A 14,298-nucleotide genomic window follows, 5' to 3' on the forward strand; every position below is an offset into this window, starting at 1 on the left:
AGCAAAAAACAGGGCACTCCGCGGCCCCGGGACACCCCCAGTTGCGCGCCCGCCCAGGCACTGTTGCGGTCCGGTGCGACGCCGCGCAGCGGGCTTCGCGCTGGCCTCGCGCCCCCCGCGCCGGTACCCTGTGCGGCCTTTCCGCGCGAGCTTCCGCCCGATGTCTGCACTGATCTGCGGCTCCCTGGCCTACGACACCATCATGGTGTTCCCGGACCAGTTCAAGAACCACATCCTGCCGGACAAGGTGCACATCCTGAACGTCTCGTTCCTGGTGCCGCGGATGCGTCGCGAGTTCGGCGGCTGCGCCGGCAACATCGCCTACAACCTGAAGCTGCTCGGCGGTGACCCGATCCCCATGGGCACGGTCGGCCAGGACTTCGGCCCCTACCGGGAGTGGTTCGAGGAACACGGCATCGACCTGTCGCAGGTTCGCGAGATCCCCGACCTCTTTACCCCCCAGGCCTTCATCACCACCGACCTGGACAATAACCAGATCACCGCCTTCCATCCGGGCGCGATGATGCGCAGCCACGAGAACCACGTGAAGGACGTGCCCAACGTGACCATCGGCCTCGTCGGCCCGGACGGGCGCGACGGCATGCTGCAGAACGCCCAGGAATTCCATGAGGGCGGCATTCCCTTCATCTTCGACCCCGGCCAGGCGATGCCGCTGTTCAACGGCGAAGAGCTGCGCAACTTCATCGAGCTGGCCGACTATGTTGTCGTCAACGACTACGAGTCGAACCTGCTGCAGGAGCGCACCGGCTGGGACGAGACCGTCATCGCCGGCAAGGTGCGCGCCTATATCTGCACGCGCGGCCCGAAGGGCGTCGTCATCCACGCCGAAGGCCAGACCCACGACATCCCGCCCGCCCACGAGCGCCGCGTGACCGATCCCACCGGCTGTGGCGACGCCTTTCGCGCCGGCCTGCTGTTCGGTATCGAAAAGGGCTGCGACTGGCTGACCATCGGCCGCATCGGCAACCTGATGGGCGCGCTGAAGGTCGAACACCCCGGCACGCAGAACCAGCGTTTCGATTACGCCGAGTTCTCGCTGCAGTTCCGGCAGCAGTTCGGGTATGCGCTGGAAAGCAAGACGACGGCTTGAGTTGGGGCGCTATCGCGAAGAGATACAAACAGGGCGCCCCTCGGGGCGCCTTTTTTTTGATCGATTTAACGTCAGCCGCCGAAGAGTGACGCGTCCAAATGCGTTTCGCCAGCCCAGCCACCAAGGAATAAAGCGTTTGGCCATCGCCGGCTGTCCACGTTACATCCTGACTTCCGCCGTATAACGCCGCCCACTGGCGCTTACGTGATAACGCAGCCAGCCCCGCGAACACAAAGACGGGCATACACGCGGCAGGTCATTGAATCTGTGGATAAGCCCTCGCCTTTGCGACGGGCCCGCCTCCAACGCATACTCGACGCAACACCCCGCATTCGGGGTCGAATACTAGTTAGCCATCATGACAGAACCGAGCAGCAAATTTCGAATCAGCGAGAATGCTTGGCTCACGACCATCCCCGTCGTGGCAACGTATTTGGTTTTTCTCTTCCAGAGTATTTACTTCTCCTACTTCGGCGTCCCAGTTTCGATGGTGGACGTAGACGTGCCGAAGATCATCTTCTCAACGGCAGCCTTAGCACTTGCGGCGGTCTTCTTGATTGTCCTTTTCGCCGCTGTAGCTGATCTTCTGAGTTCGCAGAACCCTGTAGTGCAGATCGTCGGCAAAGGCCTTACGGGTGTGGTCATCTTCCTGCCATTAATTCTTGCCTCGAAGAGCGTCTTTACTACAGCGCAATTGACCACTTATGGAATCATATTCTTTGGCCTTTGGCTTACGAACTTCTGGCCACCCGCGCGTAAAGAGGGCGAAAGCAAGAGCTACATCGAGCGCCTTCGCGCGCAGGAAGAGGCTTACACGAAAGCGATCAAGTCAGAGCCTCGCAATATCAAGCAGGCAGTCGGAACTAACGTCCTGGGCCCCTTTTCGATCCTGTTCTTTCTCTCAATCTACGTGATGATGCTTGGAACGTACTGCGCATCAGTATTCGGTGGGGGCACCTACCTGAGGGAGAACCCGGATGCCCTGTACGTGGGAAGGACAGGCGGTGCGTACATCTTCACGATTGTGGACCCAGAAACGAACACGTTTGGAAAAGAAGTGCTGCTAAAAGATGCCGGAAGCACCATCGAGCTAATTCGCTCAGAAAGGAAGGCGAGGCGCGAGTGACGGCTAACAATTCACTCAAGCCGATGCCGCTTCGCGGCACGGCTTAATTCTGGCGTTAGCTGTGATGGATGATTCCGGATTCTGGTCCGAAGTTCGTAGGCGACGGAACCACTTCTTCTTATGGTGGCTCGCTTGGATACCGGCGGTTCTCGCCTTCACAACCGCTTTCGACCTGATATTTGGGCAACCACCTTCCGCGCCTTCACTAGTCGCATTTGGGTTTGTTTGGTTCAGCGCATGGATCTACCTTGCGCTTCGTATTTCGTTCTTGCGCTGCCCCCAGTGCGACAATCGCGCTATCTCTCATCCTATATTTTTCATGAAGCACGCGCGCTGCAAGAGTTGTGGGTTCGCTTTCTCTGCGCTCGCGGGAGCAAGCAAGGATGTCACTCACAGCTAACAATTCACTCAAGCCAACGCCGCTTCGCGGCGCAGCTTAACTCAAGCGTTATGCCGCAGGAGATAGATCATGAAAGATTCAACAGCCGTTTCAGGGCGAAAGATCGCAAGGGTCTTTGTTCTGAGCGTCCTCGCGGCATCTGCAGGCACGTTGCTGGCTCATCTATTTGGTTCAACTCTGCAAACCTCACCAGCCTGGCTTGGCCCTGCAGTCGTCATTGCTGCGCTCACAGCGCTGATTGGCGCTTTGCTGTTGCTGCCTACATTCGTACGGGCCCTGAGGGCCAATGGACATGGGCCAGCGGCCTAACGATTCGTTCAAACCGAGCACGCATCTTCGCTGCCTCGACCTGATGGTCGGTCAGTGCGGGCCGGCTTAACTCAGGCATCAGGAGCCAGTTGGGGGGTACCGGCATGCGAGTTCTTGCAGTCCTTGTCACGGTTGCGCTTTCGGGTTGCAGCACAAGTCTTCCATTCGCACTAGCACCCGAAACGACGGTACACGTGAGGTTTCTTGGCAACGCGAGCCACGAATGCGTCATTGAGCCTTTCAGCGACGCACATCGCAAGCTTCAGAACTGGATTTCTGAGAATCAAGCTGGTTGGTCGCTGCTCTATTACACACCGCCAACTGGAGGGATTCTCCTATCCGCTCCAGAGATACATCTCCACCTCTTTGGGGATACCGCGTATGCCACCATCCCAACGGGCATCCTCACAAAGCAGATTTCGAAGTCTGAGTATGCGTTTGTCGTCTGCTAGTCTGGCGCCCAGCAGTTCATTCGGGCCGCCGCCGCTTCGCAGCGCGGCTTAGTTCGGGTGCTGGACCGCACAAGCTTCCGTGGACTCCCACATGCTTAAAGAACTTTACTGGAACGCGCTCGTACCCGAACTCACGGTCGACCAGATTGAAGTCTCACTTCGCTTCTACACAACTGCCGGATTTTCTGTTCGATTTAGGCGGCACGACCCCGCATTCGCCTACCTCGAACTCGGGCAAGCTCAGCTGATGTTGGAACAACAGCACGAGCGCGGATGGAATATCGCCCCTCTTGATCGCCCGCTTGGGCGGGGCATCAACTTCCAGATCGAGGTGCCGGACGCCGATGCGGTCCGTGCTGCCTTGGTGGCTATCGGCGCGACCATATTTGGAGAAGTCAAAGATACGTGGTACTCGGTCGCACCCGATACACAAAAAGGGCAGCGCGAGTTTCTCGTTCAAGACCCGGATGGCTACCTACTTCGTTTCGCGCAGCACCTCGGGAGTCGTGGTGCGGCCTGACAGTTCGTTCAAGCCAAACCTGCTTCGTTCCGGCAACGGCGTGGCCGAAAATCTTGCCACGCCGCCACCTGCACTACGCAGGTCGGCCCAACTCAATCGTTAGGTAGCCAGGGAAATCACGTGGAAGGCCCAACCAACAAACTCCTTATCGTGGGCGGCGCACTGAGTGGCCTTGCAGCTCTGATGCATCTGGCGTGCCTAGTAGTGGGAGCGCCGCTCTTCCGCCTTTTGGGCGCCGGAGAGCAGATGGCGCAGCTTCACTCTGCAGGCCACTGGTACCCCACAGTGATCACGCTCGCGATCGCCACCGTCCTCGCTGTCTGCGGCGCGTATGCACTCTCGGCCGCTGGCGTACTCCGGCCGCTTCCGCTGCGTCGAACAGTTCTTACTGCGGTCACAGCTGTTTACATCGTTCGCGGTGTGGCGTTCGTCCCGGTCATGGCCTACTTCCCAGGCAACAGCATCACGTTCTGGGCGGTGAGCTCGTCGATCTGTCTCGCCATTGGTCTGGTGCACCTCGTGGGGCTTCGCCAGTCGTGGAGCCGGCTCCGACGGCATGCGGCCTGACAATTCGTTCAAGCCGACGCCGCCTCGCGGCGCGCTCAATTCAGCAAATTCTCGTGCTTCTCGGCACACAAAGGCGCCTTTGGATCCGGGACGACTCGGCAACCACTTCTCCCGCTCCACGCATCTTGCTCCTGGCCACGCTTCGACTGGCGAGCGCAATGCACAGCGTGCTGGCCGGGGCATATGCGCCGCCGTGACTGACGGCAGGTTCCGTGCGTAGCCAGCGAGGGCATGTTGTCCTGACCTGGAGACCTGGAGATCTGGCGTGCGGCGATGCATACAGAACGTCACGCTGCTGGTGACGTGCGGGCTGGCGAGCATGGCGGGGGCGCAAATGCCCGTGGGCCTGATGGCGGTGGACACCCGTGAGCCGGTCACCGATACCGCAGTGCCGGCCGCGGTGTTCTATCCCGCGCTCGCTTCAGGCGAGCACGCGGGATCCGTGATGGCGGGCCCGTATCGGGTGGAGGCCACATCGGGCGCTGCGCCGGCGCCTGGCCGACACCCCTTGCTGGTGCTGTCGCATGGCAATGGCGGCACTCGTTACGGACATCATGATCTGGCGGTCGCGCTGGCCCGCCAAGGCTATGTGGTGGTCGCGCCCGAACATGCCGGCAACCACCACGGCGACCAGAGCGGATTCGGGACCGATCGGGTGTTGCTGGGTCGCGCATGGCAGGCCAGTCGTGCGCTCGACGCGGTGCTGTCCGACGACCGACTGGGCCCGCACGTCGACGCAGCTCGCATCGGTGCCGTGGGCTTCTCTGCCGGCGGTTACACCACGTTGCTGCTTGCCGGCGCGGTACCCGACTTCTCGCGCTTCGACCGATTCTGCGAGGCGCATCCGGGTACGCCGGAACTGTGTGACCCGCCGCCTGCAGGCGGCATGCACACGCTGTCGAACCCGCCGCCGACCGCAGACCGTCGCGTGCGCGCGGCCTTCGTCATGGCGCCGCTGGCGCTGGTGTTCGACAGCGCCGGCGTGTCCGCCATGCACGCGCCTGTCTTTCTGCTGACCGCCGAACACGACGAGGTGCTGATGCCATCTGCCAACGGCGATCACCTGCGGTCGTTGTTGCCCGATCTTGCAGGGTCGCGCGAGATCGCCGGCGCCGGCCATTTCGTGTTCCTCGCGCCATGCCCGCCACCACTTGTAGACGCGCTCCCCCACCTGTGCGTGGATCCCCACGGGATCGATCGCGAGGCCGAGCACGCCCGGATCGCAGCCGATGCGTTGGCGTTCTTCGACCGCTATTTGCCGGCGGAAGGGTAAATTGATGGGGCTGCGGTGCCGGATCCGCTCACGGCAATACGAGTGCCAGCAAGACATTGGGCGGCTATCGAAGACGCGTCCCGTCTGACAAGCGCGTGCCCACCTGCCTTCAGGCCGCCCGTCGCTTGGTGGCCCGGCATGCGGCAAGCATCAGGTGGTGAATGTTCTATCGAAACAGAACCCGAAAGAAAGACTTGAGTGCCGCATGGGCAGCTGGATATGTCTTGCTCGCTGCGCTCGGCGTCTATTCGCTCTACATTGGCGGCGCTGCCATCGCATCGCTTGAGGTCGCGACTTTTACGCGCTTCAACCGGGACGTCATCGTGTACGCCGTGCAGCCCGTTACGTTCTGCCTGAACGTCATGCTTTGGTTGGCCGGCGGGCTTTTCCTGATCGGGCTTGCCGTGTTTGGTTGGCGTACGGCGAGCACCTGAAGATGTTTCCAAGCGGTGCCATCGCGCAGCGCAGGAACCGCCGCCGTTTTCAGGGCGCGCAGGTTTCGGCGCCCCAGGCGGTGACGGCGCGACGCTTACACTAGCGGCATGCAGTGCATCACCAGCCCTCTTGACGACACGGATCGGGCAACACTTCACGTCGCTCTCCGGCGCGAGCGCCTTTACGCTTTCATGCACCTGCTCGGTGCCTTCGGCGCCGCGGCGCCGGCGATCGTGGTGGCATTTCTGGAGACCGGTCTGCCTTTGGCGCTTACCGTCGCTGCGGTCGCGACCGGCGTGTGCGCGTGGCAGCTGCGGCGTTTTTTTCATTGGCGCACGACGTCGGCGCGCTTGCGTCGCGCCTTGGCGATGGGCATGAAATCCACCACGCATGGCGCGCTGTCTGGCGTCGAGGTCGTGCAGCCCGGGCAACTGCGTTATCGCGTCGACGGCGATGTCCTGATCCTGCGCCCGCTCGCCGCCCCGCTCGAGCAGGCCGACACCGCGGCGCATATGCATGTCACCCGCTTCGAGCATGTACAGGCCACCGACGTGGTGCTGCACTGGGTGCCGCTGACTGACGGACGCGGCGCGCTGCTGGGTGTCGAGTATTCCGCGCTTCCGGCGCCGGAGCGTGTCGACGTGACAATGGACGCCGCCGCCGTCGAGCGCAGCGGCTGGCAGGTGCGCCAATTGGCGATCCTGCTGAGCGTGGGGCTGCTGGTCGCGATGTTGACCCACGGCATGAGCTATGGATTCGGCTTGAATCAGCTTCTGCAGACGCTTTGTATCGCCGCGGGCGCCGGGGCCGTGATCTTCGCGTGCAATCGCGTGCGCGTCCGACGTCTGCTTCGGCGCGGCACGCAGATGACCGTCATGCGCGGGGTGGTCAGCGAAGTCCTCAGTGCCCGCGTCCGCTCGGGGCGGAAGACGCTGCACCACACCTGGTATCGCGTCGGCAACATGCTGGTGTGCCCTCCCACCTCCATGCGTGGCGCGTTCGGTGTCGGCAGCCCGGTCACGCTGGAGTACATCGCCAGCGACGCTCCCGGACTTGCGGGCACGCTGGTGTCGCTGTCTTTACGTGCCTGACGAAGACGCGCGGTCGATGCCAGGTGCACTGGAGTAACGCACTGCAAATCCGCATCAACGCAGATTGACGAACCCGTCTGCGTCGACATCACCTGCCGCGATGCGATTCCGCATATCCGCGGTGCTCAGGCCGCTGTCGAGCTGGAAGTGCGGGCGGTCGACGAAGGTGGTCCAGTTGCCGCCCCACTCCAGACCCATGTCGGTGCCGACGCGGCCGATGGCCTGCCAGTCGGGGCTCCAGTTGATGCTACCGTCCGGGCGCACTTCGACCACGTCGAAGGCGGTGCCGAAGTTGTGGTTGCTGTAGCCCGCGGGCACCTGGGTGACGATGCCGCCAGGTGCGGTACGGCCCTGCGCGTAAAGCGCGTCCTGCTCGGCATACGTACGCATGCCCGACGTCACGCGCAGGGTAATGCCGAGTTCCTGTTCGACGCGGTTGACGAACTCGGCCGCTTGGCCGCGGAGTTCGGGATGCAGGGTGGCGATGCGGGCGTTGCTCGGGCCGTCGGTGACCTGGGCGACTTCACCCGGCGCGACCGGTTCGGCTGCCGGCGGCGTCTCGACCGCAGGCGCGCCGTTGAGCTGTGCCCAGGTGTTCGGGCCGACCACGCCGTCGACCTCGATACCGCGGCTGGCCTGGTAACTGCGCACGGCGCTCTCGGTACGGGCGCCGAAGATGCCGTCGGCCGTGCCCGGACTGAAGCCCGCGGCCGCCAATCGGGTCTGCAGATCGGCGACGGCCGGGCCGCGATCGTCGCGTTCCAGCGTCGGCGTGGCCGATGCCGACGCGCTTTGCTGCACCGGCGCCGCACCTTCGGTGCGGGCGCCGCCATTGAACGGTGTGCCCAGCAGGCCCTGCGCCTGCGCGTCGGCCACGGCAGCGCGAGCTGCGGGCACATCGGTGTTGTAGGTATTCGCCAGCCCCCTGTACGCGCCCCACGGCGAGAGGTCGGTGCCGTTATTGGACAGTTCGAAGGCGACGCGCGCATTGGTCTGCGGGTCGAACAGCTGCTCGTTCGAGGTCAGGCCGAAGGCCTCGCGGCGCTCCGGGCCCATGCCGTCGAGCATGTTGATCTGGGTCAAGCCATAGGACTGGTCGCCGGTGGCGCGGTTGCCGTTGAACGCGGCCGGATCGCCGGTGGATTCGCGCATCGAGATCGCGACCATGCTCACCAGGTTCTCGCCGCGGAAGCCGGCTTCGTGGAACAGCTGGGCCAGCTGGGTACGATCCAGCGGTCCGCCGGAGTAGGTGCCCTGAGGCGTGCTGACCGGCGCTGCGCCATGCACCGATCCCGCGTGCCCGCCGAGCGGCTGGGTGCCGGCAGGCAGGACGATCGCCTGGTCGGGATAGATCACATCGGGATTGTTCACCTGCGGATTCGACGCCAGCAGGCCTTCGAGGCTGATGCCGTGGGCCTTGGCGATCTCCGACAGCGTGTCGCCGCGCTGGGCGATGTAGGACTGCTTCGGGTCGCCCGCAGGCGGCAGGTCCTGCAGGCGCTGGGTGGTGTCGGATGACGAGACGGCGTTGAGACTCACGGCAGGCTCCTGATCGATTGGGCACATCCCCGATAGATGCAGTTTCCCGACACCGGAGCGAGCGCGACAGATGGGGGGTGCCCCAGCGTGCAGGGGTCACAGTTCGGGCGGTGGCCGTTTGGAGCCCTCCCCTGCTTGCGGGGCATTGCGCCCTTCATGGGTGGGGGTCGGGTGGGGGTCGGGTGGGGGCAAACCTTTAGACGTGAGCGGACATCAGGTTCCAAACGGCACCTTTCGCCCGAATTTGAGAACAGAGTTCGCCACGACTTGGCCGTCCGCCCATCCCAACCTTCCATCCATGAAGGGCGCGATGCCACGCAGGCAGGGAAAGCGCTGATCTTGGCCCCGCCCTCACCCGAAGCGCTATGCGCTTCGACCTCTCCCAGAGGGAGAGGTGCTTTAGCAATGCGGCCTGTTCTTGACAGGGCAGTTTCACGTCAGGGGCCCGCGCATCCTCACCGCACCGCGATCCGCTTCCCGATTGAATGCGCGGATGCCGAAACGCCGATCTGCCGCCACCCCTGCCCGCCCGGGCGATCTGACCCGGGGAGCGATCGGCCCCACCCTGTTTGCGTTCGCGCTGCCGATCCTCGGTGGCAACGTCATGCAGTCGCTCAACGGCTCGGTCAACGCGGTCTGGATCGGGCGCTTCCTCGGCGAGGGCGCACTGGCGGCGATCGCAAACGCCAACAACATCCTGTTCCTGCTGCTGGGCGCGGTGTTCGGTGTGGGCATGGCGGCGACAATCCTGGTCGCGCAGGCGATTGGCCGCGACGATCTGCCGGGCGCCAAGCGCGTGATCGGCACCAGCGCGACGTTCTTTCTGACCGCCTCGGTGCTGGTCGCGCTGGTGGGTCTGCCGCTGTCGCGCCACGTGCTGCTGTGGATGGGCACGCCGGCCGATGCGCTGCCGCATGCGGATGCCTATCTGAAACTGATCTTCCTCGCGGTGCCGTTCCTGTACGCGTTCGCGTTCCTGTCGGCGATCCTGCGCGGCGCCGGTGATGCGCGTACGCCGTTCCTGTTCCTGCTGCTGGTGGTCGCGCTCGACATCGTGCTGGTGCCGATGCTGATGCTCGGCGTCGGACCGCTGCCGGCGATGGGCATGGCCGGCGCAGCACTGGCGAGCCTGATCGCGAACGCGCTTGGGCTCACCGCCCTGCTCGCCTGGCTGCGGCATCGCCGGCACCGGCTGTGGATCCACCGCACCGAGCGGCATCTCTACAGGCCCGACTGGACTATCGTGCGTGCGCTGCTGGCCAAGGGCCTGCCGATGGGCCTGCAGATGGTGATGCTGTCGGCGGCGATGATCGCGATGATCTCGATGGTCAACGCACACGGCGTCGACACCACCGCGGGTTATGGCGCTGCGCTGCAGCTGTGGACCTATGTGCAGATGCCGGCGATGGCGATCGGCGCGGCGTGTTCGACGATGGCGGCGCAGAACGTCGGCGCCGGCCACTGGGACCGCGTGTCACGGATCGCCGCCACCGGCGTGGGTTTCAACGTGTTGATGACAGGCGCACTGATCGGCCTGTTGCTGCTGCTCGACCGCGCCGCGCTGTCGCTGTTCCTCGGCGATGCCAGCGTCGCGCTGGACACCGCGCGCCATCTCAACCGCATCGCGATCTGGTCGTTCCTGTTCTTCGGCGTGACCTTCGTGCTGTTTGGGGTGGTGCGCTCGACCGGCGCGGTGCTGCCGCCGCTGGTGATCCTCGCGGTCACGCTGTGGGGCGTGCGCGTGCCGTTCGCGACGCTGCTGCAGCCGACGCTCGGCGTGGATGCAATCTGGTGGAGTTTCCCGGCCAGTGCGCTGCTGGCAATGCTGTTGTCGATCGGCTACTACCGCTGGGGCGGCTGGCGCCGCGCGCGCATGCTCGACGGCGTGGCGCGCGAGCCGGTCGCGATGCCGGCCGAAGTGCCGGCGCAACCGCCGGCGCCGCTGGCGAGTTTCGATCCGAATGACACGCAGGACGGGCGTCGCCGTGCACTTTGATGGTGTGCCAGCCGGCCCGCGCCTGAACCTGTGGACCGCGCTGCATTGACCTGCCTGCATGGCGACGGCATCTAGAACGTTCGAACGCGATGTTCTGCGTGTATCCGGACCGTTCCATGCGCACTCCACTTCTGCTGACGCTGCTGATGGCCACCGCGATTGCGCCCGCGTTCGCGCAGCAGCTTCGCAATCCGGCCGATCCGCCGCCGCGTGCCGCCCCGGCGCTGCGTCAGGTTGAGGCCTCCCAGCGTCTGCCCACGCATGTCGGCGCGAATGCCGCACGCGATGCCGCGCATGACCGCTGCGTGCAGACCGCGTCGCGCACGATCCAGCCGACCAGTGATGCTCGTGTCGCCAGCGCGCAGCGTCGCGCCGCGGCCATCGAAACCAGCGCGCCGCGCGCGGCGGCGATGCGCGCGACCCCACCGATCAAAGTGGCCTGCGCGCGCAGCGCGATGCGCAACAACGTGCTGCGACGCGCGAGCGCAATGCGGCGAGCCAGCGACTGGCCATCGCGCAGGCCAACTGCCGCTGAGTCAGCGGCGTGGCAGTGCGCACCACGCGAGCGTCAACAGCGTGCCGTAGAGCGTCGCTTCGCCCGTTCGCTGCAACACACCGCGTATGGGTTCGAACGGGGGCAGGACCATCGCGAAGAACAGCAGCAGCCACAGAATCGCCACAACCAGCAGCAAAGCGCGCGTGCTCGATCTCAGCCCGGTGCCGCAGGCCAGCAGCACGACGCCCACGCATGTCCCGAGATACGTCAGCAGGCCGAGCAGGTTGTGCAGCTGCTGGCTCAGTGATCCGTCCGCTGGACAGCCGGCATCGCAGGGTGCGAATGCCGACCCGATGTAGGCGACGGCTTCGAGCAACAGCATCCAGTAGCCCACGCGGGCGATGCCGCGGATCGGCAGCAGTGGCGCCGCGAGCATCAGCAAGATTGCCAAGAGCAGCCCGAAGGGCACGAAGCCGAACAACCCGATCTGCCAGGCGTGGGGCGTGCCGATGGCGTTGAGCTCGCTGATGTATTGGGAGACGTGCGAGTAACCGGGCTTGAAGGCACTGCTGCCGAAAAGCATCAGCAGCCAGGCTGGCACGACGGCGAGGATGGCGATGCGGGTCAGGCGGATGCGGGTGGCGCTGTGCGTTGCGGGCAGCGGTGGCGGGTGCATGCGTGCCTTCCGGGATGGCTTGGGGTGAGGCTAGGTGGCATCAGGGGCTGCGGCGTGTGCCATTGGGCATGTGGTTCGTCGCGCGCTTACGTTGTCACTCCGATTGCGCATCACCCCGGCGACTCTGCCGTCATCCCGGCGAAGGCCGGGATCCAGTGCCTCTGCCTTATGTCGAAGGGCCCGTCAGATCCGCTCATGCGGCATTGCGTGAAGGACCAAGGCGCTGGATTCCGGCGTTCGCCGGAATGACGGATTCAAGGATGGCGGCGAACTTGAAGTAGTTACGACGCCCAGGGCGCCAAGTCACACATCTCGTCATTCCAGCGGCTTTCAACAGCCGAATGGCTGTTCAAACTGAAATCCAATTTCGCGGGGGCTCTTGCCACCCACGTCAGCTCGCGAACCAAGGAATCAAATTGGGTTACAGCGTCTGCTACGAGCCATCAGCGTGCCAAGCGATTAGCAACGAAGATCAAGATGGGTGACCAGCACTTCGTGCTGTTGAACAGCGCTTCCAGCTTTACCAGACATGCGTCTGTTAAAAGCCGCTGGAACGACGGAATCGGAACTCTGACAAGCTTCAAGGCGGGCAGCACCGCTTACCCCCACTTCGGCAACTTCCCTCGATCCAACCCCGCCACCTCGAACACCGCGGTCCGCGTGCCACCCGCCTTCACCGGAAACTCGATCGACACCGTCTTCGCGCCGTCGAGCAGGCGCCACAGCGCGCGCTCGTCGTCGATGAACATCGCGATGGCTTCATCGGTCTGCGGTCGGTTGGCGGCCATGCGGCGTGGTTCCCCGTCGTCGACGCGCACGCTGACGCGGCAACTGGGGTAGCAGTCGAAATCGCCGGCCTGCAGCACGAGGTAACTGCTGCGGCCCCAGGACGGGTGGTCGCGAAAGATCAGTTGCACGCGCTTCGCGCCGGTGCCGTCAACGTCGATGGTGTCCTTGGCGTAGATCGCCGCCGACAGTTGCTCGCCGCCTTCGACGTTGGCGGTGTTGTAGCTCCACAGGGCCTGGGTACGCGCGTCCTCGCGCACCGCGTCACCCTTCGCCGCAACGTCGTCGAACTTCGCGCGGACGCGCTCCGCGGCGGCGGTGTCGGGATAGCGGGCGAGCAGCACGTCGGCCTGCGCCTTGGCCAGCGCCCAGTTCTCGATTGCAACGGCGGCTTCGAAATCGCGCTCGCCGGCTTCGGCCTGCGCTTCGGCCGCGGCGGCCTGGGCCTGCGCCTGGGCGGCGGCCTGGGCCTCGCGGTCCTGGCAGGCGACCAGCGGAAGCAGCGCGGCGAGCAAAGCGGTGGCGAGCAGGTGTCGGGATGTCATGCGGGCGTTCCTCGTTCGATCAGCCAGTGCACCGCGTCGGCGACCTCGCGCGGTTGCTCCATCAGGGTCATGTGGCCGCTGCGGTCGAGCAGGACCTGACGCGCCTGCGGCATGCGTTGAGCGTACAGGGCCATCGCGCTCGGATCGATCACCGCATCGTGCGCGCCCCAGATGAGGACGGCCGGCTGGCGGATGTCGCCGGCGGCATCGCCGGGCGCGAACCGTTCGTCGCTGCGACCGATGCGGTCGAGCACGGATTGTTCGAACGCAGCCTCGGCGCGGCGATGGCGTACGAACGCGATTGCGCCCGGCCACGGCAGCGGCGGCCGCGCGCTCCGCTCATGGAACAGCACGGACATGTACTGCTCCATCGACGCGGTGTTCTCGATGCCGAAGGGATTGCGACCGTCGAGCACGGCGAGACCGAAGGCGTTGTCCTCGAAGTGCACGCCGGCCGCATCGAGCAGACCGACGCGTGCGACGAGATCCGGATGTTTCGCAGCGACCAGCGCTGCGATGCCACCACCCATCGAATGCCCCAGCAAAACGACCGGGCCGGCATCGAGATGCCGCAGGAAAGCGGCGACGTGCGCGGCTTCGGCGACGAAGCCGTGGTCGGCATCGGCAATGCGTTCGCTGTCGCCCCAGCCCGGCAGGTCCGGCATGACCAGGCGATAGCGTGCATCGAGTTCGGGCACCAGCCGGTACCAGTTCTCCTTGCTGCCGGTGTAGCCGTGCAGCATCACGAGCGTTGGCGCGGATGCGTCTGTACCCGTGCGTTCGGTCCAGCACCAGCGCAGGCCGTCGATGCGCACGCGATGCACGGCCAGCCGCAACCGTCGACGCTGGCGTCCGTACTCGGCGCGGATCAGTTGCCGCGGCTGGCGCAGCAGCACCCACACGAATACAGCGACACCGATGACCACAACGCACGCGGCCGCCACGAGGGCGGCCGCGAACGGTTGGCTCAATGCCT

General features: G+C 64.7%; 13 protein-coding genes. 8 read left to right on the forward strand and 5 right to left on the reverse strand.

Translation table 11 applies throughout. From position 1 onward, the window contains the following. Positions 1–160 precede the first annotated feature (160 nt). The 7 genes from J2W68_RS10775 to J2W68_RS10805 all read left to right on the forward strand — a co-directional run bounded on the left by J2W68_RS10775 (position 161) and on the right by J2W68_RS10805 (position 7,284). Positions 161–1,111, forward strand: a complete 951-nt coding sequence (locus J2W68_RS10775) for a carbohydrate kinase family protein (RefSeq protein ID WP_310235660.1) — start codon at positions 161–163, stop codon at positions 1,109–1,111. 358 nt (positions 1,112–1,469) lie between these two features. After that, the gene (locus J2W68_RS10780; protein ID WP_310235662.1) at positions 1,470–2,237 is read left to right on the forward strand and encodes a hypothetical protein; all 768 of its coding nucleotides are present in this window, start codon (positions 1,470–1,472) and stop codon (positions 2,235–2,237) included. Between the two features lie 1,252 nt (positions 2,238–3,489). Then, positions 3,490–3,918, forward strand: a complete 429-nt coding sequence (locus J2W68_RS10785) for a bleomycin resistance protein (protein ID WP_310235664.1) — start codon at positions 3,490–3,492, stop codon at positions 3,916–3,918. 246 nt (positions 3,919–4,164) lie between these two features. Further along, a complete protein-coding gene (locus tag J2W68_RS10790) occupies positions 4,165–4,485 on the forward strand; it encodes a hypothetical protein (RefSeq protein WP_310235666.1) in 321 nt (106 codons plus the stop codon). 265 nt (positions 4,486–4,750) lie between these two features. Further along, positions 4,751–5,758, forward strand: a complete 1,008-nt coding sequence (locus J2W68_RS10795; protein ID WP_310235668.1) for an alpha/beta hydrolase family protein — start codon at positions 4,751–4,753, stop codon at positions 5,756–5,758. A 224-nt stretch (positions 5,759–5,982) separates the two neighbouring features. Continuing rightward, positions 5,983–6,192, forward strand: coding sequence for a hypothetical protein (locus tag J2W68_RS10800; RefSeq protein WP_310148747.1), 210 nt, complete (start codon positions 5,983–5,985; stop codon positions 6,190–6,192). 108 nt (positions 6,193–6,300) lie between these two features. Next, positions 6,301–7,284 (forward strand): hypothetical protein, encoded by a 984-nt coding sequence (locus tag J2W68_RS10805; protein WP_310235670.1) that lies wholly within the window; start codon positions 6,301–6,303, stop codon positions 7,282–7,284. A 54-nt stretch (positions 7,285–7,338) separates the two neighbouring features. On the opposite strand, the gene J2W68_RS10810 is transcribed toward J2W68_RS10805, so the two are convergent. Beyond that, positions 7,339–8,823, reverse strand: coding sequence for a peptidoglycan-binding protein (locus tag J2W68_RS10810; protein ID WP_310235672.1), 1,485 nt, complete (start codon positions 8,821–8,823; stop codon positions 7,339–7,341). A gap of 493 nt (positions 8,824–9,316) precedes the next feature. On the opposite strand from J2W68_RS10810, the gene J2W68_RS10815 reads away from it, so the two are divergent. Then, the gene (locus J2W68_RS10815) at positions 9,317–10,819 is read left to right on the forward strand and encodes an MATE family efflux transporter (RefSeq protein ID WP_310235673.1); all 1,503 of its coding nucleotides are present in this window, start codon (positions 9,317–9,319) and stop codon (positions 10,817–10,819) included. A gap of 229 nt (positions 10,820–11,048) precedes the next feature. Here J2W68_RS10815 and J2W68_RS10820 read toward each other — a convergent pair whose 3' ends face one another. The 4 genes from J2W68_RS10820 to J2W68_RS10835 form a co-directional block, all read right to left on the reverse strand. Beyond that, entirely contained in the window at positions 11,049–11,282 is a 234-nt protein-coding gene (locus J2W68_RS10820; RefSeq protein ID WP_310235675.1) for a hypothetical protein, read from the reverse strand. Between the two features lie 73 nt (positions 11,283–11,355). Next, positions 11,356–11,991: a DUF998 domain-containing protein gene (locus J2W68_RS10825; protein ID WP_310235678.1), complete on the reverse strand. Its 636-nt coding sequence runs from the start codon at positions 11,989–11,991 to the stop codon at positions 11,356–11,358. A 599-nt stretch (positions 11,992–12,590) separates the two neighbouring features. Beyond that, positions 12,591–13,322 (reverse strand): hypothetical protein, encoded by a 732-nt coding sequence (locus J2W68_RS10830; RefSeq protein WP_310235681.1) that lies wholly within the window; start codon positions 13,320–13,322, stop codon positions 12,591–12,593. Then, entirely contained in the window at positions 13,319–14,293 is a 975-nt protein-coding gene (locus tag J2W68_RS10835; protein WP_310235683.1) for an alpha/beta fold hydrolase, read from the reverse strand. The genes J2W68_RS10830 and J2W68_RS10835 overlap by 4 nt, the downstream gene beginning before the upstream one ends. Positions 14,294–14,298 lie beyond the last annotated feature (5 nt).

The organism is Luteimonas terrae, assembly GCF_031457535.1.
GTDB lineage: Bacteria > Pseudomonadota > Gammaproteobacteria > Xanthomonadales > Xanthomonadaceae > Luteimonas > Luteimonas terrae_A.

Excerpts from the sequence above, each read along its gene's own strand:
- J2W68_RS10830 (WP_310235681.1), bottom strand. The coding sequence starts at position 13,322 with ATGACATCCCGACACCTGCTCGCCACCGCTTTGCTCGCCGCGCTGCTT.
- J2W68_RS10825 (WP_310235678.1), bottom strand. The coding sequence starts at position 11,991 with ATGCACCCGCCACCGCTGCCCGCAACGCACAGCGCCACCCGCATCCGC.
- J2W68_RS10780 (WP_310235662.1), top strand. The coding sequence starts at position 1,470 with ATGACAGAACCGAGCAGCAAATTTCGAATCAGCGAGAATGCTTGGCTC.
- J2W68_RS10805 (WP_310235670.1), top strand. The coding sequence starts at position 6,301 with ATGCAGTGCATCACCAGCCCTCTTGACGACACGGATCGGGCAACACTT.
- J2W68_RS10775 (WP_310235660.1), top strand. The coding sequence starts at position 161 with ATGTCTGCACTGATCTGCGGCTCCCTGGCCTACGACACCATCATGGTG.
- J2W68_RS10785 (WP_310235664.1), top strand. The coding sequence starts at position 3,490 with ATGCTTAAAGAACTTTACTGGAACGCGCTCGTACCCGAACTCACGGTC.
- J2W68_RS10790 (WP_310235666.1), top strand. The coding sequence starts at position 4,165 with ATGGCGCAGCTTCACTCTGCAGGCCACTGGTACCCCACAGTGATCACG.
- J2W68_RS10815 (WP_310235673.1), top strand. The coding sequence starts at position 9,317 with ATGCCGAAACGCCGATCTGCCGCCACCCCTGCCCGCCCGGGCGATCTG.